The organism is Amycolatopsis vastitatis, assembly GCF_002234595.1.
Taxonomy (GTDB): domain Bacteria; phylum Actinomycetota; class Actinomycetes; order Mycobacteriales; family Pseudonocardiaceae; genus Amycolatopsis; species Amycolatopsis vastitatis.
On record NZ_NMUL01000008.1, the window covers coordinates 1 to 20,419 of the forward strand.

Genomic DNA, 20,419 nt, shown 5'->3' on the forward strand with positions numbered 1-20,419 from the left:
CCCGCTTGATCGAGTCGATGCTCAAATCGGCTTCCAGATCGAGATCCGCCTCGATCATCTCCACCGGATACCCCGTCCGCTCCCCGATCACCGCGACCACCGTCTCCAGCACCGAGCGCCCCAATGTGGCGTTCGGTGCGTTGGACGCACCGAACGCCACATTGGGTGCGTCAGACGCAACCAACGCCACATTGGGGCGCTCGAGAACCGGTACCGTAAGCGGCGCGGAAACCGGCAAGGGCGCGTCGGTGCCGAAGAAGCCGAGGAGCACGTCCCGCTGGGCCGCGATCATCTCGCGGCTCGTGCGCAGAAAGTCCGCCACCATCGCCTCCGACGTCGCCGCAGGCTGAGAAACCGTGCCGGGCGAGACCCGTTCGGCCGGGCGCAACGCGCCGGCCGGGACGGTGCCGTCCGCGGCGCGGAGCAGGTGACCGTCGACCGTCCACCCGGGACGCTTCGGCCGCGGGGCCGTCGCCGCGTCGACCGCGTCGCGTCCGCGGAAAAGCCAGCCGGTCTCGACGGGGACCCCGGAGACCGCCAGCTGCGCGAGCGCGCCGAGGAAGCCCGGCAGGCCACGGCGGCCCCGCTGCTCGAACCCGACCGTGCGGTGCGGCCGGTCGCCGAGGATGGCGGCGACCTGCCTGGCCAGCACGGCTCCGGGGCCCGCCTCGACGAACACCCGCGCCCCGGCCGCGTACATCGCCTCGACCTGTTCGACGAACCGGACGGGTGAACCCACTTGCGCGGCCAGTTCGGCGCGGATCTCGTCGGGGTCCGCCGGGTAGGGCGCCGCGGTCCGGTTGCCGTACACCGGGACGGCGGGCCGGACGACGCCGATCGCGCCGAGGGCGCGGCCGAGCGCCTCCCCCGCGGGGGCGACCAGGGGGCTGTGGAAGCCGCAGGCGACCGAAATCCGTTTCGCGCCGAGCCCGGCGTCGCGCAGCTGGACGACGGCCGCTTCGACGTCGGCGGTCGGCCCCGAGATCACCGTCTGCCGGGGCGAGTTGTGGTTCGCGAGGACGACCGCGCCGAGCCCGGCGTCGGCGAGCACCTTGCCGGTCTCCGCCGCGGACGCGGCGACCGCGGCCATCGCGCCCGGGTCGGACGGCGGCACCGCCTCGAGGATCGCCCCGGCCCGGACGTGGCTGGCGTGCAGCAGCGCTTCGGGCGTGAGGGCGCCCGCCGCGGCCAGCGCCGTCAGTTCGCCGTAGCTGTGCCCGCCCACCATCGCGGGCCGCACGCCGGCGCGGGTCAGCAGCCGGAACGCGGCCAGTCCGGTGAGGCCGAGCGCGGGCTGGGCGACGCGGGTGTCCGTGACGCGCTCGGCGAGCGCCTGCCGCGCTCGTTCGCCGAACACCGCGGGTGAGAACACGGCTTCGGCCGTGGCCGGGTCCAGGCGCAGGTACCGCTGCAGCTCGGGGAAGGCGACGAACAGCTCGGCGAACATGCCCGGCCGCTGGCTGCCCTGGCCGGGGAACAGCACCGCGACCGCACCCGGCTCGTCGTCGCCGGCGCGGTGGACGCCGGGCGCGTCTTCGTCGGCGAGCGCCCGCCGCAAAAGGTCGGCGAGTTCGTCCACAGTGGACGCGACGACGGCGAGGCGGATCCGCCCGCCGGCCGCTTCGGCCCGCCGGGACGCGCTGAGGGCGAGGTCGCGCAGCCGCCACGGCTGCCGGTCCGCCGGGACTTCCGTGGCCAGCGCCAGCAGCGCCCGCGCCGCGGCGTCCGTCGTGAAGGTGAACAGCTCGGCGGGCCACTCGTCCGCCGCCTGCGCGGGCGGCACGCCGTCGTGCGCGCCGAGCACCACGTGGAAGTTGGTCCCGCCGAAGCCGAACGCGCTGACGCCGGCGACCCGGTCGGCCGGCGGTGCGGTCCACGGCTGCGGGGCCGACTGGAACACGAACGGGCTGGTTTCGGGGTCCCAGGCCGGGTTCGGCGACGAGACGTGCAGGGTCGGCGGCTTGACGCCGGTGTGCAGCGCCAGCGCGGCCTTGATCAGCCCGGCCAGGCCGGCGGCGCACTTGGTGTGCCCGATCTGGGACTTCACCGAGCCGATCGTGCACGCGCCCGGCGCGGCGCCGGCCTCGGTGAACACCTTCGTCAGCGTGGCCAGCTCGGTCCGGTCGCCGACGACGGTGCCGGTGCCGTGCGCCTCGACGAGCCCGACGCGCGCGGGCGAGACACCGGCGTTGCGGTAGGCGCGGGTCAACGCGGTGTGCTGGCCCTCCGGACGGGGTGCGGTCAGGCCGAGCGCACGGCCGTCCGAAGCCGCCCCGACGCCCTTGATCACGGCGTACACGCGGTCGCCGTCGCGTTCGGCGTCGGCGAGGCGTTTCAGCGCGACGCAGGCGACACCTTCGCCCAGCGCGATGCCGTCGGCCGCGCTGTCGAACGTCGCCGAGCGGCCGGTCGGCGAGAGAGCGTGCGCCGAGGCGAACAGGAGGTAGTCGTTGATGCCGTTGTGCAGGTCCGCGCCGCCGCAGAGGACGAGGTCGCTGGTGCCGGCGGTCAGCTCCTTGCAGGCGACGTCGACGGCGGTCAGCGACGACGCGCACGCGGCGTCGACGGTGTAGTTCGCCCCGCCCAGGTCGAGCCGGTTGGCGATCCGCCCGGCGATCACGTTGGCGAGCACGCCCGGGAACGAGTCCTCGGTGAGCCGCGGCAGCCGTTCGTCCAGTTCGGACGGCAGTTCGCCCACATAGGAGGGCAGCACCGAGCGCAGGGTCATCGCGTTCGACAGGTCGCTGCCCGCCTCGGCGCCGAACACCACCGACGTCCGGGCCCGGTCGAACGCGCGATCGGCGTACCCCGCGTCGGCCAGCGCGCGGTGCGCGGCCTCCAGGGCCAGCAGCTGCACGGGCTCGATGCTGGCCAGCGAAGACGGCGGGATGCCGTACTTCAGCGGGTCGAACCCGATCTCCGGCAGGAACCCGCCCCAGCGCGACGGCGTCCGCTCGCCCTGGCCATCCGCGTCGTAGTAGAGGGACGTGTCCCAGCGCTGCGGGGGCACCTCGGTGACCGCGTCGGTCCCGGACAGCACGTTCGCCCAGAACGCGGCCAGGTCCGGGGCCTGCGGGAACATGCAGGCCATGCCGACGATCGCGATGTCCAGCGGTGCGGGTGCCACCGGTTCCGCCTCGGTGACACCGAATCCGGCGGCCCGCGCGCGCAGGAACGCGTTCGCGCCCTCACCCACCGAGTGGTGCAGGCCGGCGATCGTGGTGACGGCCGAGCGCAGCACGGCGACCTCGCCCGCCATGAACATGCCTTCGGCGAGCTGCCGGTCTTCGCCGACGTCACGCAGTTCGGAGCCGACGCGCTCGATGCCCTTGCTCGCCAGGCGGAGCCGTCCGACGTTCAGCGTCTCCAGCTGTTCCCACGCGTCGCGGCTCGGCACACCCTGCTCGGCGAGCTCCGCCTTGATCGCCGCGTACTCCTCGGTGAACGGGCTGCGGACGCAGCGGGTGGCGTGGCCCGGCGCGGTTTCCAGGAGCTCGGTCCGCTCGGCTTCCAGGAGCCGGCGCTGGAACAGCGGGAGCACGGCGCCGGCGTCGACGGCCTCACGGGTGAACAGGTAGGCGGTGCCCATCAGCACCCCGACGGCCGCGCCCCGCGCCGCCACCGGCGCGGCGAGGGCGGCCACCATGGCGGCCGAGCGCTCGTCGTGGACACCGCCGGCGAAGAGCACCTGCAGGTCCGCGGCGGCGTCCGGCGTGGCGGCGAGGAAGTCGGCGAGCACGCCGAGCTGCGCTTCCCACAACGGGAAGCTGGTGCGCGGGCCGACGTGGCCGCCGCATTCCGAGCCTTCGAAGACGAACTTGCGCGCGCCGGCCTCGAGGAACTGCTTGAGCAGTCCCGGCGAGGGCACGTGGAGGAAGGTCGAGATGCCGGCTTCCTCCAGGGCGGCGGCCTGGGCCGGGCGGCCGCCCGCGATGATCGCGTGCGTCGGCCGCACCTCGCGGATCACCGCCAGCTGTGCGGCTTTGACGTCGTCGGCGGCGAACCCGAGGACACCGACGCCCCAAGGTGCGGCACCGACGGCTTCGCGGGTGCGTTCCAGGACATCGCGGGTCTGGTCCGCGCCGGAAAGGGCCAGCGCGATGAACGGCAGCGCGCCGCCCGCGGCGACCGCGGTCGCGAACGCGGGCTGGTCGCTGACCCGGGTCATCGGTCCCTGCGCGACCGGCAGCGCCGTGCCGAACGCGCGGCTGCCCGCGCTGCCGACGCCCAGCACCGGGGTCTCGGCGCGCAAGGCGTCGCCGATGGCGTCGCGCAGGCCACGCACCGCGGCGGTCACCGTGCCCCAGCGGTCGCGGAACCGGGTGGCGAGGAAGACGTCCTGCCCGGCTTCGATCGGCGCTCCGCCGGCCGGCCCGCGGCGGGACAGCACGCGGACGCCGTCGGTGACCACGGTTTCGGAGCCGTCGAGCCCGGTGAGGGCGACGGTCAGCGCCGACGGCAGTTCGGCCTCCGGGAGCAGCGCGAGCTGGGTGTCGACGACGACGCCGGCCGCGCCGCCCGCGACCGCCGCCGCGGCGGTGTGCGGCCCGATCCCGCCCGCCGCCCACACCGGGACGTCCAGGGCTTCGTCGGCGAGCAAGGCTTGGAGCAACACGTACGTGCTGAGTTCACCCGTGCGGCCGCCGCATTCGTGACCGCGCGCGATCAGGCCGTGGGCGCCGCCGGCGACCGCCCGCGCGGCCGACGCGCGGGAGGTGACCTCGGCCAGCACCCGCCGTCCCGGGAAGTCCCGCGCCGGGCACGGGCAGTCTTCGGTCAGCAGGACGGTGGTCACCGCGTCGGGGAGTTCCGGGCCGGCCGGGCCCGCGAGCCGGACGCCGAACGCCGGCACACCCCATTCTCCCAGCACCGCGAGCTCTTCCGCGGCCGTGGCACCCCCGCCGGTCAGGTCGAGCACGCCGAGCCCGCCCCCGCGCGCGGCGGCCGCGACCCCGCGCGCCGACGGCGATCGCAGCGGCGACACGGCGACGACCAGGTCGGCCGGCACGGAGTCGTCTTTCGAGAGACGCATGGGAACTCCCGCTACGCACGAAAGGGTGATGGGTAACGGGGAGTACTTAAGCGGATTCCTTCGATGACGTCAACAACCCGCCACGATTTCATAGCGGGCGTTCAGAAAATTCGGGACCGACCAGGCCGATGGCGCAAGAATTTAACGCCGCCGTCACGTTCCTCGCGCCCGAACCCCCGGAGGAGGATTGTCCACACCGGCTTCCGGACCGGTTCCGCGGCCGGTCCGGCGGACGCGCCGACCGGATGGCGCAAACCGTCCCGCCTGGTGGACGCAGTGCGGTTGCCCGCACCGGACCACTCCGATCGGCGGGTCCGGCGTTTCCGCCCGGCCACCTCGAAGTATCCGGCCGGTAAACCGGGGCCGCCGGCACTCCGCTTCGGCAAGCGTGAAGCCGGCCCGTTCCCGGGCGGTAAGAGTCATTTTTCCGTCAATTTCACGATGAACCGGAGAACCGGCCGAAGAATTCGGCAGCCACCGCCGCGCGACGCTTCGGGTCCATTGTGGATTAATCGGAATCCGGGGTTCCCGGTGCTCACGCGAGCACGAAGGGGACGCCGCGGCGGCGGCCGGGGTCCCGGCCCGGACGCCCGCCGGCATTCGTGCGGCCACCATCGGTACTCCGATCGGCGGCGATGACCGAAATTTTCCGTCGTCCTGTTAACGCTTTTCCTGAGAAAAAGCTGAAGAGGTTTCGCATACCAGCCAGTAGTGTTAGACGTATCGTCTACACTTCGACGGTCTGTCCAGCAGCGGAGGTGGTCGTGGAGTACTGGTACACCGACGAGCGCTCGGGAGCGCGGTACCCCGGCGACCCGCGGCGCTGGCGCGGTGACGACGGCGCGCCGCTGACGGTGCCCCCGCTGGCCGGCCTCGCGCCCGGCGACGTCGACGCAGGCGTCCGCTCGCTGTGGCGGTACCGGGCGGCCCTGCCCGGCGACCTCCGCCCGGTCTCGCTGGGTGAAGGCTGCACTCCCCTGGTCCCGCGGGCTTGGGACGGCGACGAGATCGGGTTCAAGCTCGAGTGGTTCAGCCCCACCGGCAGCTTCAAGGACCGCGGCTCCAGCGTCATGATCTCCGCGCTGGCCGGCGCCGGGGTGCGGGAGCTGCTCGAAGACAGCTCCGGCAACGGCGGCTCGTCGGTGGCGGCCTACAGCGCCGCGGCCGGGATCGCGGCGACCGTCCTCGCCCCCGAGGGGACCTCGCCCGCGAAGGTGCTGCAGACGCGCGCGTACGGCGCGGCCGTGGAACTGGTGCCCGGCACGCGCGACGACACCGCCGCCGAAGCCGTCCGCCGCTCGGCCCGCACGACCTACGCGAGCCACAACTGGCACCCGTTCTTCCTGCAGGGCACCAAGACCCTCGCCTACGAGCTGTGGGAAGACCTCGGCTTCCGCGCGCCGGACGCCGTCGTCACCGTCGCCGGCGCGGGCAGCATCGTGCTGGGCTGCGACCTCGGGTTCGGCGAGCTGCTGGCCGCGGGGTCGATCGCGAAGCGCCCGAGGCTGCTGGTCGCCCAGCCGCGGAACTGCTCACCCCTCGACGCGGCCTTCCACGGCCGGCAGCCACCGCCGTTCGCCCCGACCGTCGCCGAGGGGACCGCGATCCGGCGGCCGGTGCGGCTCCCGGAGGTCGTCGCGGCGATCCGGCGGTCGGGGGGCGACACCGCCGCGATCACCGAGGACGCCATCGCCGCGGCCGCCCGCCGTCTCGCGTCCCTCGGTCTCTACGCCGAGCCGACCAGCGCGACCGCCGCCGCGGCCATCGACGTCTTCCGCGCCCGCGGCGCGATCCGGCCCGGCGAAACCACCGTCGTCGTGCTCACCGGCTCGGGCCTGAAGGCGGCGGACAAGCTGCGGGAGCTGATCGGATGACCGAGGACGAGCTGCTGCTGCGCGAGGCGGAGAAGATCGCCCACGCCGTCGGCCGGATGTTCCCGGGCCTGTGCGAGGTCGTCCTGCACGACCTGCGCGACCCGGCGCAAGCCGTGCGCGCGATCGAAGGCGGCCTGTCCGGGCGCGCCGTCGGCGACCCCGCGACCGAGCTGGGCCTGGCCCGGATCGCCGACCCGGAGTTCCCGGACGTGCTCCAGAACTACCCGAACCGCTTCCCGGACGGGCGGCCCGCGAAGAGCACGTCGATCGGCATCCGCAACTCGGGCGGCGAGTACGTCGCGGCGCTGTGCCTCAACCTCGACGTCTCCCTGCTCGGCTCGGCGGCCCGTGCCCTGACCCGCCTGTCCCGCACCGACGAGCCCGCGCCGCTCACCGAATCCCTGCGCGCCCGCACCGGCGACGAGCTGCGCGCACTGGTCGAGGACTACGCGACGGAGCGTGGCCACACCCCGCACAGCCTGCCGGCAGCCGCGAAGAAGGAACTCGTCCGGTCACTGAAGGCGCGCGGCTTCCTGGAGCTGAAGAACGCGGTGCCGTCGCTGACCGAGCTGCTCGGGATCTCCCGCGCCAGCGTCTACAACTACCTGCGCTGACCGCGCCCCTCTGACGAGGGTCACCCGGTCGGTGACCCGGTGTGACCACCTGGCGTACAGTGACCCCCGCCACAGACGTGAGGGGGAACTCGTGCAGCGGGACGACCGTGCGCGCACGGTGGGTTTCTGGCGGGCCGTCGAAATGCTCAGCCCGTCGACGGTGCCGAAGACCGATCGGGGCGGTCCCGAAGCGGACCAGCGGGTGTTCGACCTCGGGCCGGACGACCGCACGCCGTGGGACTCCGGCCACCCGCTCACCGCGGACCCGCTGCCGTCCCACCTGGCCTGGCAGTTCACCGTTTACGGCGGGCTGTACGAGCTCTCGTCGATCCGGACCGCCCTCGTCCGGGCATTCGGCGACGACGGCAAGCCTCCCGAGGCGGGCAAGAACGGGCTCGCCGCCGTGTTCGCGCTGACCGTCGACGCCGACGGCTTCGTCGTCGAAAACTCCGGGACGCTGTCGACCTGCGCCTGGGCGCTCGGCCGCCTCGGCGACCACGGTCCCGGTTCGGCGGACTGGCTCGACGGCTTCGAAGACGAGGCACAGGCCTTCGCCTCCGGTCTCGACCAGCTGGCGCCGCCGACGCCCGAACGCGACCGTCCCACGGCGTTCCGCAAGGCGGCGCGCGCGGTCGGCGAGCAAGCGAAGGCGGCGGCGATCGACGCGGCGGGCGCGGGCGCCAAGGCGACCGGGGCCGCGGTCACGACCGCCGCGGCGACCGCCATCGGCTCCCTCGCCGGGCCGGTCGCCGGCGGCATCGCCGGTGCCGTCGCCGGCACTTTCGCCGAGAAGCTGCTGACGCCTCGGCCGAAGGGAGCCACGGCGGCCGCCCCGGGTGCTGCCGGGCCCCGCACTCCGCGATTCCTCATCACGGCCGGGGCGCTCCACGAGTTCACCGCCGAACTGGCCGCGGCGCTCGGTGTCACCGACGTGCTGGACCCGCGGGGAATCCGGATCCAGTGCACGAAGATCCGGGTCAAGACTGCCGCCGAGGCGGCCGAACAGACCTTCCTGAACAGCTTCATCGCCGACGACCTCGCCACGGTCGAGCGCGCCGTCCGGCGCGGCGACCTCGGCACCGGTCTCGCGAGCTACCTCGACGGCGCCCCGGCCGGCCGGATCGACGTGCGAGATCAGCCGCGAGCCGTCGTCGACGGCGTCGACCCCGCCGCGCTGCCGCGCGGGCGCTGGCCGGGCGCGGTCACCAGACCGCTCGTGCTCAGCCAGCAGTTCGCGGTCGACCGGATCATGGCCGATGTCGGCACGGGCGCCGGTGTGTTCGCCGTCAACGGGCCGCCCGGTACCGGGAAGACGACGCTTCTCCGCGACGTCATCGCCGCCGTGCTCGTCGGCCGGGCGCGGACGCTGGCCGGCTTGCCCACGCCCGCCGACGCGTTCACCGGTCAAAGCACGCGAGTCAAGATCACCGAGACGTACTCGGTCTCGGTCCGCGGCCTCGACCCGGCGGTGACCGGCGCGGAGATTCTCGTCGCCACCGCGGGGAACACCGCGGCCGCCAACGTCACCGCCGAAATCCCCGGCATCGGCGCGGTGGCCGGCGCGGAAGCCGAGGCAACCGCGGCCGGCTACTTCACCGACCTCGCCTCCCACGTGCTCGGCGGACCGGCATGGGGGCTGCTCGCCGCCACGCTGGGCAACCGGAACAACTGCGGAGTCTTCGCCAAGCGGTTCTGGTGGGGTGACGAAGCCGGCGGCGCGCGATCGGCGGCGGACGGCGGGACCCCCGCACCGGCCGTTCTCGGCATGCAGCAGCTCCTCCGCCGTGCCCGCGAGGAACCCGATACAGCCGACAGCTGGCCGGAAGCGGTGAAACGGTTCCACGACGCGGAGGCCGTCGTCGCCCGGCTGGCGGCCGAACGCGGTCAAGCGGCCCGCGCGCTCCGGGACCGTCCGGGACTCGAAACGAGTCTCCAGGCGGCGGACCATTCCCTCGCCCAGCTCGGGCACCAGGAATCCGTCGTGCGGCAGCGGATCGCGGAGACCCAGCGCGGCCAGGCCGCTGCCTCGGCTGCCCTCGACCGCGCCGCGGCGGCGCACCGCGACCACCGCGGCGACAAGCCCGGCTTCTGGGTGTCCCTGTCGACGCTGTTCCGCGCCGGCCGGGAGTGGGAAGCCGAGCACCGCCGGCTCAAGGGACTTCGCGACCAGGCCGAGCAGGTCCTGGGAGAGTGGACAGCGGCCCTCGCCCGCCTCACCGCGGAAAGCTCGGACTTGGTGCGCCGGCTGCGGGAACAGACCGCTGAGCGCGCCCGTGTCGCCGCGGCACTCGGCACCGCGACGACGGTCATCGCCGACGCCCGGAACCGGTGGCCGCGGTGTCTGCCCGAACCACCGGAGCCCGGCGGGGACCAGGACGCCTTCCAGCTGTGCACCCCCTGGGCCGACCCGGAGTTCACGGCCGCCCGGAACCAGCTCACCCTCGAAGCGCTCCGGCTCCACAAGGCATTCGTCCTCGGGGCCGGCGCTCCCGTCCGGGACAACCTGAGGGCCGCGGCCGAGCTGCTCAGCGGAAACCCCGCCGTCACCGACGGTGCCCTGCTCGCCATCTGGCAGACGCTCTTCCTGGTCGTGCCGGTGATCTCCACGACCTTCGCGTCCCTGCCGAGGCTTTTCGGGCGGCTGGGCCGCGAAGCACTGGGCTGGCTGTTCGTCGACGAGGCGGGCCAAGCCACGCCGCAGCAGGCGGCCGGAGGGATCTGGCGGACCCGGCGGGCGGTGCTCGTGGGCGATCCGCAGCAGCTGGAACCGATCGTCACCTTGCCCACGACGGCGCAGCACGCCCTGCTGAAGCAGTACCGGGTCACCGAGGACTGGCTCCCGGACACCACGTCGGCCCAGCGCGCCGCGGACCGGCTCAACCGGTACGGCACGTCCCTGCCCGACCCGGTCGAAGACGGCTCGACCTGGGTCGGTGCCCCGCTCCGGGTCCACCGCCGCTGTGACCGCCCGGTGTTCGACATCTCCAACCGGATCGCGTACGGCGGCACGCTGATGGTCTACGGCACCGCATCGCGGGAGCCGTACCCCGGCCGCGACCGGTGGATCGACGTCCCCTCGGTCCAGTCCGGCAACAACTGGATCCCCGCCGAGGGCGACGCACTGGCCCGGCTGCTGGAAGAGCTCCGCGCCGGCGGCGTCCCGCCTCGCGACGTCCGGATCGTCAGCCCGTTCCGCGACGTCGTCGCCGGCGCCAAGCGGGTGGCACGCCGGACGTTCGGCGACGGATTCGCCGCGGCGAACGTGGGGACCGTCCACACGGTGCAGGGCCAGGAGTCGGACGTCGTCGTGCTGGTGCTCGGCAGCGCTCCCCACAACGACCGGGCCCGCGGCTGGGCCGCGGCGACGCCCAACTTGCTCAACGTGGCGGTCTCGCGGGCGAAACGCCGGCTCTACGTCATCGGCGACCGGAAGCGCTGGCGGAACCAGCGGTACTTCGACGTCCTCGCCGCGGCTTTGCCCGCCGACGCGGAATCGAGGCGCTGACTCAGAAGACCGACCAGCCCGTCAGCGTCGTGAACCGGTCGAGCGCGGCGACGCCGGCGACGGAGTTGCCGCGCGCGTCCAGTCCCGGGCTCCAGACGCAGACCGCGCACCGGCCCGGGACGATCGCGACCGGCCACAGTGGACTCTTCCCGGCGGGCATCGGCGTCGCGCTGATGACGTTGCAGGCGGTCATCTTCGCCTACTCGGCCATCGAGGTCGTCGGTATCGCGGCCGGCGAGACCAAGGACGCGCGCAAGGTGCAGTAGGAGGCGTTCGACATCGCCATCGCGATCGCGTCGCTCGGCGTGATCAGCACCTGAGCGACGCTGATCTTCTGCCAGCTGCGGCTGCGGCAGGCCGCCCTGCGCGGCGAGGGGGAACGGCCGCCGTACCGGATGCCGTGGGCGCCCTACAGCGGCTGGGCGACGCTGGCCTTCCTGGCGCTGGTCGTCGTCCTGATGGGCTTCTCCGACGGCGCGGAGAAGATCGCGTTCTCCTCCATCCCGGTGCTCGCGGTGGTGCCGGCGGTCGGCTGGCGTTTCGTCGTGAAGCGCCGCGATCGCACGCCGGCCGGATAACGCGCGACGGAAGGGCCGACTCGCGTGATTCCGGGGTCGACACGCGTGATCCGGGCGACGCACGGCGGCGCAAGCCGTGTCGGCCCTCCGATCACGCGTGTCGACCCTCGAATCACGCGAGTCGGCGCTTCGATCACGCCCTGGGTAGCGCGCCGGCCGCGGGCGGGCATACTCGACGGGTGTCTTCGAGCAGCACGGAACCCCGGCGGGTGACGATCCACGACGTCGCCCGCTCGGCCGGGGTGTCCCGGCAGACGGTGTCGCGGGCGCTGAACGACAAGGCCGAGATCGACGGCTCGACCAAGCAGCGCGTGCTCGACGCCGCCCGTGAGCTCGGGTACCGCCCCAGCCGCTTCGCCCGCGGCCTGGTCCGGCCGGACACCACCACGATCGGCCTGGTGGTGCCGGACCTGCTCAACCCGTTCTTCACCGAGGTCGCCTCCGGGGCGCTGGCGGCGGCCCGGAGGCGCGGCTGGCACGTCGTCGTCCACGACACGACCGATGACCCCGAGCAGGAGCTGGCCACGCTGCGGGTGATCGGCACCCAGGTCGACGCGGTCGTCGGCTACTTCAGCCGGTCCGACGAGGACCTCGACCGCCTCACCGCCGGCATCCCGGTCGTGCTCCTCGGCCGGGAGCCGCGCATCCCGCGGTTCAGCGGTATCGGGATCGACGGCGAGGACGGTGTCCGCGAGGCCGTCGCCCACCTGGTCTCGCGCGGGCACCGGCGGATCGGGATGCTCGACGGCCATCCGGCGCCGAGCGTCCGGCAGCGCTGGTTCCGGCGGGCCGCCGCCGAGTGCGGGATCGCGGTGCACCCCGGCTGGGTCACCGGCGCCGCCCAGACCGTCGACGGCGGTGGCACGGCGCTGGCCACGCTGCTCGCCGCGCACCCCGACGTCACCGCCGTGTTCGCCTTCAACGACGTGATGGCCATCGGCGCGCTGCGCGAGGCGCGCCGGTTCGGCCTGCGCGTGCCGGCCGACCTCGCCGTGATCGGGTTCGACGGGCTCGCGCTCGGCACCCTCGTCGAGCCGGAGCTCTCCAGCGTCGCCGTCGACACGCGCGCGCTCGGCTCGCTGGCCGTCGAGCAGGCGGCCCGGCTCGTGACCGGTGCCACCCCGCTCGAACCCGGCGAGCTGATCATCCGCGCGGGCCTCCACCTGCGCGAATCCGCCTGATCCCTTGACACCCGTCCCCGCCGCCCCGCACACTGCCGATCGGTCCGGGAACGTTCACGGGAGCGTTCACGGCCGACGTTTCGAGGGCGGAAAGGACTCCATGTCGTACGTCGAAGACCCGGGCCCCGGGCACGGTTCGGTACCCCCGCGCGCGGCCTTCACCTCCGACGCGCCGTGGTGCTCGCTGAACGGCACCTGGCGGTTCCGGCTCTCGCCGGGCCTCGCGGCCGCCCCCGGCGGGATCGAAGGCGACGGTTTCGACGACTCCGCGTGGGACGAGCTGCCCGTGCCGTCCCTGTGGCAGCTGCACGGCCACGGCCGTCCCGCCTACACGAACGTGCAGTACCCCTTCCCGGTCGAGCCGCCGCACGTGCCGTCGGACAACCCGACCGGCGACCACCGGCTGCGGTTCGACCTGCCCGAAGGCTGGCCCGCCGGGTCCGCGGTGCTGCGCTTCGACGGGATCGACTCGTGCGGCCGGATCTGGCTCAACGGCACCGAGCTCGGGGTCACGAAGGGCAGCAGGCTGCCGTCGGAGTTCGAGGTGGGACCGCTGCTGCGGCCGACCGGCAACGTCCTCGCGGTCCGCGTGCACCAGTGGTCGGCGGGCAGCTACCTCGAGGACCAGGACATGTGGTGGCTGTCCGGGATCTTCCGCGCCGTCACGCTGCTCGCCCGGCCGGCGGCCGGGATCGCCGACTACTGGGTCCGCGCGGACTACGACCACACGACCGGCCTGGGCACGGTGCGGGTCGAGACCGGCCCGGACGTCGTGCTGGACATCCCCGAACTGGGCGTCACCGGGCATCCGGCCGGGGAACCGCTGGAGCTGCCGGTCGAGCCGTGGAGCGCGGAGTCGCCGCGGCTGTACGACGGGACGCTGTCCACGGCCGCCGAACGGGTGCCCGTGCGCATCGGCTTCCGGACCGTCTCGATCGAGGACGGCCTGCTCAAGGTCAACGGCCGTCGCCTGCTGCTGCGCGGGGTGAACCGCCACGAACACGACCCGCGCACCGGGCGCGCGGTGTCGCGGGAGACCGCGCTCGCCGACGTCCTGCTCATGAAGCGGCACAACGTCAACGCCGTGCGGACGAGCCACTACCCGCCGGACCCGGCCTTCCTGGAGCTGTGCGACGAATACGGCCTCTGGGTGATCGACGAGTGCGACCTGGAGACCCACGGCTTCGAGCCGCTGGGCTGGACGGGCAACCCCAGCGCCGAGCCGATGTGGGCCGAGGCCTACCTCGACCGGATGCGGCGCACGGTGGAGCGGGACAAGAACCGGCCCAGCGTGATCCTCTGGTCACTGGGCAACGAAAGCCACACCGGCGAAAACCTCGCGCGGATGGCGGAGTGGGTGCGCCACCGCGACCCGACCCGGCCGGTGCACTACGAAGGCGACCACGACTGCGACTACGTGGACGTCCACAGCCGGATGTACGCCACCCACGAAGAGGTCGAGCGGATCGGGCGCCGGGAGGACGAGAACGCGCGCCGCCGGGACCTGCCGTTCCTGCAGTGCGAGTACGGGCACGCGATGGGCAACGGGCCCGGCGGCCTGCTGGAGTACCGCGAGCTGTTCGAGCGCTACCCGAACTGCCAGGGCGGGTTCGTCTGGGAGTGGATCGACCACGGCCTGGCCGCCGACGGCCATTTCGCGTACGGCGGCGACTTCGGCGAACCGATCCACGACGGCAACTTCGTCATCGACGGGCTCGTCTTCCCGGACCGGACGCCGTCGCCGGGGCTGCTCGAGTACGCGAAGATCATCGAGCCGGTCCGGATCACCGCGGACGCCGCCGGGATCCGGGTGTCCAACCACTACGACTTCCTGACCACCGAGCATCTCGCGTTCAGCTGGGTACTCGAAGAAGAAGGAATCGCTGTCGCCCAAGGTGTTCTCGACGTCCCGTCCGTCCAATCGGGACAGAGCGCCACCGTGCCGATGCCGTCACTGCCCGCGACGGCCGGTGAGTCGTGGCTGACGATCTCGGCATCGACGGCCACGGCGACATCGTGGGCACCGGCCGGGCACGTCGTCGGCTGGGGGCAGCTGCCGGTGTCGGCGGCGCCCGCGGCGGCACCGCTCCCCCGGCGCGGCCCGGTCTTCCGGACCGGCGGCCGGCTGCTGCTGGGCACCGGCGAGTTCGACGCGGTGACGGGCACGCTCACGACGCTCGGCGGGCACACCGTGCGAGGACCGCGGCTCGACGTCTGGCGCGCGACGACCGACAACGACCGCGGGACGTTCGCGGGACCGCCGGAAGCCGGCCAGTGGCGCGAGGCCGGGCTGCACCGGATGCAGCACCGGGTGATCGCGGTCGACGCCGACGGCGAGGAACTCGTCGTGCGCACCCGCGTCGCCCCGCCCGCGAAGCCGTTCGGCCTGTTCGCCACCTACACGTGGACGGCGTTCGAAGATCGCCTGCGGCTGCGGCTGGCGGTGACCCCGGACGGCGAGTTCCCCGGCACGCTCCCCCGCCTCGGGCTGGCGATGGCGGTCCCGGGCACACTCGGCTCGGCCGAGTGGTTCGGCGGCGGCCCCGGCGAGGCGTACCCGGACAGCAGCCAGGCGGTCCGGATCGGCCGGTTTTCGAGCAGCGTCGAGGGCCTGCAGACGCCGTACGTGTACCCGCAGGAGAACGGCAACCGCACGGCGGTGCGCTGGGCGCGGTTGACCGCCCCGGACGGCACAGGCCTCCGCATCGACGGCGACCCGCAGTTCGACTTCACGGCCCGCCGCTGGGACGCGGCGGCGCTGGAAGCGGCGCGGCACACCACCGACCTGGAGCCGGGCGACCTGGTGCACTTGACGTTGGACGTGGCGCAGCAGGGGCTCGGGACGGCGTCGTGCGGGCCGGGTGTCCTGCCTCGGTACCGGCTGGTGCCACAGAAGACCGAGTTCACGCTGTGGTTCCGAGCTTTGACCGGGTGAGCCGACCGGGTTCTCCGTCAGCGGGAGGGCGTGCCTGGCCGGAAGTCGAACACGCACACACCTGCGGAACCGGCGACGACGATCGCGCGTCCCCCGAGAGCCCAGGCACACGCCTGGGGCAGCATCTCGACACGCATCACGGCCAGGGGCCTGCCCGTCGAGGCATTCCACACCCGCACGGTCCGGTCCGGCGCGACACTCGCCAACCGGTCGCCGTGCGGCGCGATCACCACGCCGCTGGTCTCGTGCCCGGTCAGTGTCGCCCGTTCCCGTCCCGTCGCCACGTCCCAGGTCCGGATCGTCCGGCCCCGATCGGTGCTGGCCAGCCACTTCCCGTCCGGGCTCGCGACCACGCGGTCTACGGGGTCGGCGTGTCCCGCGAACTCGGCCTTCACGTCGCCGGTCTTGGCGTCCCAAAGCCGAACGGTCCGGCCTGCGGCGCCCGCGATCCACGTCCCGTCCGGCGCGGCCACCAGGCGACCGACTCCTTCACTTCCGGCCAGTTTCACCCGTGGCAAACCGCGGACCAGGTCCCAGACATGCACCGCCTTCGCGCTTCCGGTGATCAGGAAGTCGCCTCCGCCGCCTGCCGCCATGAAGCGCGTCGGCTCGCTGTTGCCGGCGAGCCTCGCCCGTTCCTCACCGGTTCGCACATCCCAGATCCGTACCCTGCGCTGGTCTCCGACCACGGCGATCCAGTCGGTCCCCGCCGCGAGTGCCGGAGCGCCTCTCGCGTTGGTGGGGACCTGCGTCTGCTCCTGCCCGCTCCGGACGTCCCAAATCCGTACGGCCTCTCCGCACGCTGCCGCGATCCAGCGGCCATCCGGCGCCACGGCCAGGGTGTCGGTCTCGCCGAGATGAGCGTCGAGCTCCCGTTTCCGCTCGCCTGTACCCACATCCCAGATCCCGAGGCCGCTGTCGTCGCCGACGGTGGCGATCCAGCTGCCGTCGGGCGCGACGAGGGAAGCGGCCAGCCTGAGCCGGTTGCCGAGGTGCCGCGTACGCTCCCGCGTCGTCTGGGCGTCCCAGATCCGGACTGTTCCATCGTGCGCGGCACTGGCCAGCCAGCTTCCATCCGGCGCGGTCACGAGGGCTCGCACGTCGTTTCCGTGGCCGAGGAACCGGGCGCGCTCGACGCCGGTGCGCACATCCCACATCCGCACCGAATGACCTTCCCCGGCGGCGGCGAGCCAGACACCGTCCGGATCGGCGGCGAGCGCACCCGTCGCCACCGCGTGGGGCAGCCGGACGCGTTCCAGGCCGGTCGGCACGTCCCAGATCTGCACCGAACCGTCGTCGCAGAGGCCGGCCAGCCAAGATCCGTCCGGCGCGGCCGCCAGCGCATTCCTCGTGTTCGCGAAGCCGGAAAGGACCCGCCTTCGTCCGTGGGCGACGAGGTCCCAGATCTGCGGCATGCCGGCCCCGCACGCACCGGCAATCCACCGTCCGTCACGCCCGGTCACCAGAGACACCCGACCCGTCTCGTAGGTGAGGGAAAACCGCCGAAGCTCCTTCCCGGTGCCGGGGTGCCAGATCCGGACCGAGCGATCACGGGCCGCGCTCGCGAGCCAGCGTCCGTCGAACCCGGCGATCAGGGCCGTGATCGGCGCGGTGTGACCGGCCATCACCGCGCACTGCTCGCCGGTCACGACATCCCACACCCGCACCTTGCGGTCCTCGGTGGCAGTGGCGAACCAGGTTCCGCTGGGAGCGGCGATCAACGGCGTCGTGTCTCTGGGATGTCCTTCGAGGCCATACCGCAGCTGTCCCGTCATCCCGTCCCACACGCGGACTGTCCGGTCACCGGCGGCGGTCACGAACCAGCTGCCATCCGGGGCGACGGCCATCGCAGTCACCGGACGCGCGTGTCCGGTGAGTTTCAGCCGCTCGGAGCCGGTCGTGACGTCCCACACCACGACCGAGTTGTCTTCGCAGGCGGCGGCGATCGAGTTCCGCTTCGGCACGGCCAAGAGCACGGGAGAAGCTGTCACCCGCGCCGAGATCGCGCGGCGGAGGCCGGGATCCGGCAGATCCGGCAGCGGCCACCGGTTCACGAGGCGCGGATGCGAACTCGCCAGTGCCAGCCGCTCCGCCTGGGACTCCCAGTCCGTGCCGTGCGCGACGCGGCTGAACAGAATGTCGATCCGGCTGTACTCGGGATCGGTCGGTGCGAGCAGGTGCGCGCTCTGGCCGAGCAGTAGTGCCAGCCGGCGGCACCGGCGAGCGTCGACTTGGCTGAGGTCCAGGTACGGGCCGAGGGGCCCGGCCTGGTCGAGCCGGGTCGCGATCCACCGAAGATCGGTGATCACCTTCTCCGCGGCCTCCCGCAGCCCAGCGGACAGCAGGTGCTCGACCAGGTGATCTCGGAAGTACCGTTCGGTGCGGTCGAGCTCCCACCAAGCCGTCCACTCGCCTTCCCGCGGCAGTTCCGCGGCCGCGGCCCGGACGAGAATCTCGTTCAGCTCCCGGATTTTCCCGGGGTCGCTGTCGTCGAGTTCCTGCCGCAGGAAGTCGCGGACGACGTCGTGCATCGTCACCGTGCCACCGGCCGCGCTCAGCAACGCGAGATCGTCGAGCCTCGCGCACAACGCCCGGGTCTCGGTGAGGTCCAGTCGCCCGGTCGCTTTCCAGAGCCCGGCGATCAGCGTCACCGGAACCGTTTCGTCCTCGGCGAAGATCCCCAGCTCCAGGAACCTCCGCCGCGCCGCGGTGGGGAGCAGGCCCCGACTGGCTTCGATCGTGGCGGAAACCGCCCGGCGCCGCTGTTCCGGATCGTTGACGTCCAGCAGTTCGTGCACGGCCCCGGTCAGTTCGTCGATGCGCACCGGACCGGAGCGGTGCAGCTGGTCCAGCAGCTCCGCCGCGGCGCGGCCGACGTCCGGCTCGATCGCCTGCTGGCCGGCGAGAACCTTGTTGACCAGGCGAAGGAGCAACGGCCAGCGCCCGGTCCAGGCCACGAGATCGTGGACGAGGTCGGACGGGATGGTGCGGAGACCGAGGCAAAGCAGTTCCGTGGCCTGTTCCGTGGTCACCTGGTCCACCCGGACCGGGACGCAGTCGTCGACCAGCGACGCGAGCCGCGTGGTGATCAACCGCCGGCACCGCACTCCGCCCAGCGGAAAGGCGGCGACCTGCTCGGGGTACCACACGTCGTCGAGGACGAGCAGCCGCCGGGGGCCTGCCGCCAGCACGGCCGCGAGGTACTCGCCGGCCTGCTGCGGTTCGGTGAACGAAGGGGACGCTTTCGGGTCCAGCTGGCTGAGCAGCTGGTTGACCCTGCCGGTGATGGCGGCCTTCGACCGGACGTCACGACCGAGGGTCACCCAGTAGATCCCGCCGTCGAACCGGCGCAGGATCCGCCGGTCGGCACGCACCAGCTTGGCGACCGTCGTCTTGCCGAATCCGCCGGCGCCTTGGACGGCGGTCGTGATGCCGACAGTCGTCCTGGCGCGCCCGAGCAGCGCGGTGATGATCTCCTGGACCTCCACCGGGCGGTCGACGACCCAGGATTCCGGTCGCTGCTCGGCCGGGATCGGCGTGGCCAGCCGCTGTTCGTGGCGGCGATGGACCCACCACGCGAACACGGAGGTCACCGCCACCGCCAGGGTTCCGCCGATCGTCCAGCGCAGCGGATGCGCCTGGATCGGGTGCCACCATGTGGTGTCAGCGGCGGTTGCCAGATTGACAGTGACGGCGGCCAAGGTCCCCGCCAGGGCGACGAGGACGGCCGCGACGATCACGAGGGCACGCGACCTCCACCGGCGTGACACTGCGCCGCCTCCCTCCCTTGCCCGCTGCCGAACGACCGAGGCGAGCATCTTCCCGCGCAGCGCGGCGATCAGCATGAGAACGCTCGCGGGCGCTTCCCGACTGTCCGGGATTTGTCCAGTCCGGCCGCCGAGGTCAACGGCAGAACCCGCAGCGTCTCAAAAAGTCTCACAAGTCGTCTCATTAATCCGTGCCGGGCAGGTGGCGGTAGATCGTCGCCCGGGAGACGCCGAGCGCGGTCGCGATGTCCGAGGGCGTGTGCCCGGCGTCGTGCAGGCGCCGGGCCGCCTCGAGCGTTTCCGGGCTCATCGCCGAGGGCCTGCCGCGGCGGCCGCGCGCCTTGGCCGCCGGCGCGGTCGTGAACAGCCGGTCGACGCCGTCCAGGACCGCCGCGCGCAGTTCCGCCGGCGGTGCGTCGGCGAACAGGACCACCGGGTCGCTGAGCATCGCGATCGCCTGCGCCGCGCGGACCTGCTCCGCGAAGCCCGGTTCGGACCCGGCGACCAGGCCGTTGGCCTTGAGCATGCCGTCGCGGAAGCGGGCGAACACCTCCTCCGACGCGGTCAGGCCGAGGTCCCGCAGGTTCATCCGGAGCAGGTACCGGTGGGCCAGCCAGACGTCGAGCAGTCCCTCGATCGCGGCCCGGCGGGGGTCGGGGGCGTCCGCCGCCTTCGCCAGTGCCGCGTCGAAGTCGGCCAGCATCGGCTCGGCGAGCGCCGTGACGATGTCCGCCTTGCCCGGGAAGTGGTAGAGCACCGCGGTCTTGGTCACGCCCACGCGCTCGGCCAGCTCCCGCACCGAGGTGGCGTGGAAACCGCGCGCCGAGAACTCCTCCAGCGCCGCCCGCAGGATCCGCGCCCTGGTGTCGTCCGTCATCCCCCGAGCCTAGCCGCTTGCCTGACCGGCGGACAGGAGTGTACGGTCACGACTGA

8 protein-coding genes and 2 pseudogenes are annotated in these 20,419 nt (G+C 73.0%); 6 read left to right on the top strand and 4 right to left on the bottom strand.

Annotation, left to right across the window (positions count from 1 at the left end):
* A partial coding sequence (locus CF165_RS10010; RefSeq protein WP_093947188.1) for a type I polyketide synthase occupies window positions 1-5,032 on the bottom strand: 5,032 nt, incomplete at its 3' end.
* Window positions 5,033-5,796: 764 nt separating this feature from the next.
* On the opposite strand from CF165_RS10010, the gene CF165_RS10015 reads away from it, so the two are divergent.
* From CF165_RS10015 to CF165_RS10025, 3 genes are all read left to right on the top strand, one after another.
* Window positions 5,797-6,906 (top strand): threonine synthase, encoded by a 1,110-nt coding sequence (locus tag CF165_RS10015; RefSeq protein WP_093947189.1) that lies wholly within the window; start codon window positions 5,797-5,799, stop codon window positions 6,904-6,906.
* Window positions 6,903-7,520 (top strand): helix-turn-helix transcriptional regulator, encoded by a 618-nt coding sequence (locus tag CF165_RS10020; RefSeq protein ID WP_093947190.1) that lies wholly within the window; start codon window positions 6,903-6,905, stop codon window positions 7,518-7,520. The genes CF165_RS10015 and CF165_RS10020 overlap by 4 nt, the downstream gene beginning before the upstream one ends.
* Before the next feature lie 91 nt (window positions 7,521-7,611).
* On the top strand, window positions 7,612-11,025 hold the full coding sequence (locus tag CF165_RS10025; RefSeq protein WP_093947191.1) for a DEAD/DEAH box helicase: 3,414 nt from the start codon (window positions 7,612-7,614) through the stop codon (window positions 11,023-11,025).
* A gap of 1 nt (window position 11,026) precedes the next feature.
* Here CF165_RS10025 and CF165_RS10030 read toward each other — a convergent pair.
* Window positions 11,027-11,155, bottom strand: a pseudogene (locus CF165_RS10030) (glutaminase); the annotation flags it as partial.
* Between CF165_RS10030 and CF165_RS10035 the strand changes: the two are divergent.
* The 3 genes and pseudogenes from CF165_RS10035 to CF165_RS10045 all read left to right on the top strand — a co-directional run.
* Window positions 11,112-11,603, top strand: a pseudogene (locus tag CF165_RS10035) (hypothetical protein); the annotation flags it as partial. The pseudogenes CF165_RS10030 and CF165_RS10035 overlap by 44 nt on opposite strands.
* Before the next feature lie 179 nt (window positions 11,604-11,782).
* Window positions 11,783-12,784 carry a LacI family DNA-binding transcriptional regulator gene (locus tag CF165_RS10040; protein WP_240521521.1) on the top strand — a complete coding sequence of 334 codons (1,002 nt, stop codon included), beginning with the start codon at window positions 11,783-11,785 and terminating at the stop codon, window positions 12,782-12,784.
* A gap of 100 nt (window positions 12,785-12,884) precedes the next feature.
* Window positions 12,885-15,719, top strand: a complete 2,835-nt coding sequence (locus CF165_RS10045; RefSeq protein ID WP_093947193.1) for a glycoside hydrolase family 2 TIM barrel-domain containing protein — start codon at window positions 12,885-12,887, stop codon at window positions 15,717-15,719.
* 17 nt (window positions 15,720-15,736) lie between these two features.
* On the opposite strand, the gene CF165_RS10050 is transcribed toward CF165_RS10045, so the two are convergent.
* Window positions 15,737-19,459 (bottom strand): NB-ARC domain-containing protein, encoded by a 3,723-nt coding sequence (locus CF165_RS10050; RefSeq protein WP_158226759.1) that lies wholly within the window; start codon window positions 19,457-19,459, stop codon window positions 15,737-15,739.
* 211 nt (window positions 19,460-19,670) lie between these two features.
* The gene (locus CF165_RS10055; RefSeq protein ID WP_093947195.1) at window positions 19,671-20,363 is read right to left on the bottom strand and encodes a TetR family transcriptional regulator; all 693 of its coding nucleotides are present in this window, start codon (window positions 20,361-20,363) and stop codon (window positions 19,671-19,673) included.
* Between the last annotated feature and the right edge of the window lie 56 nt (window positions 20,364-20,419).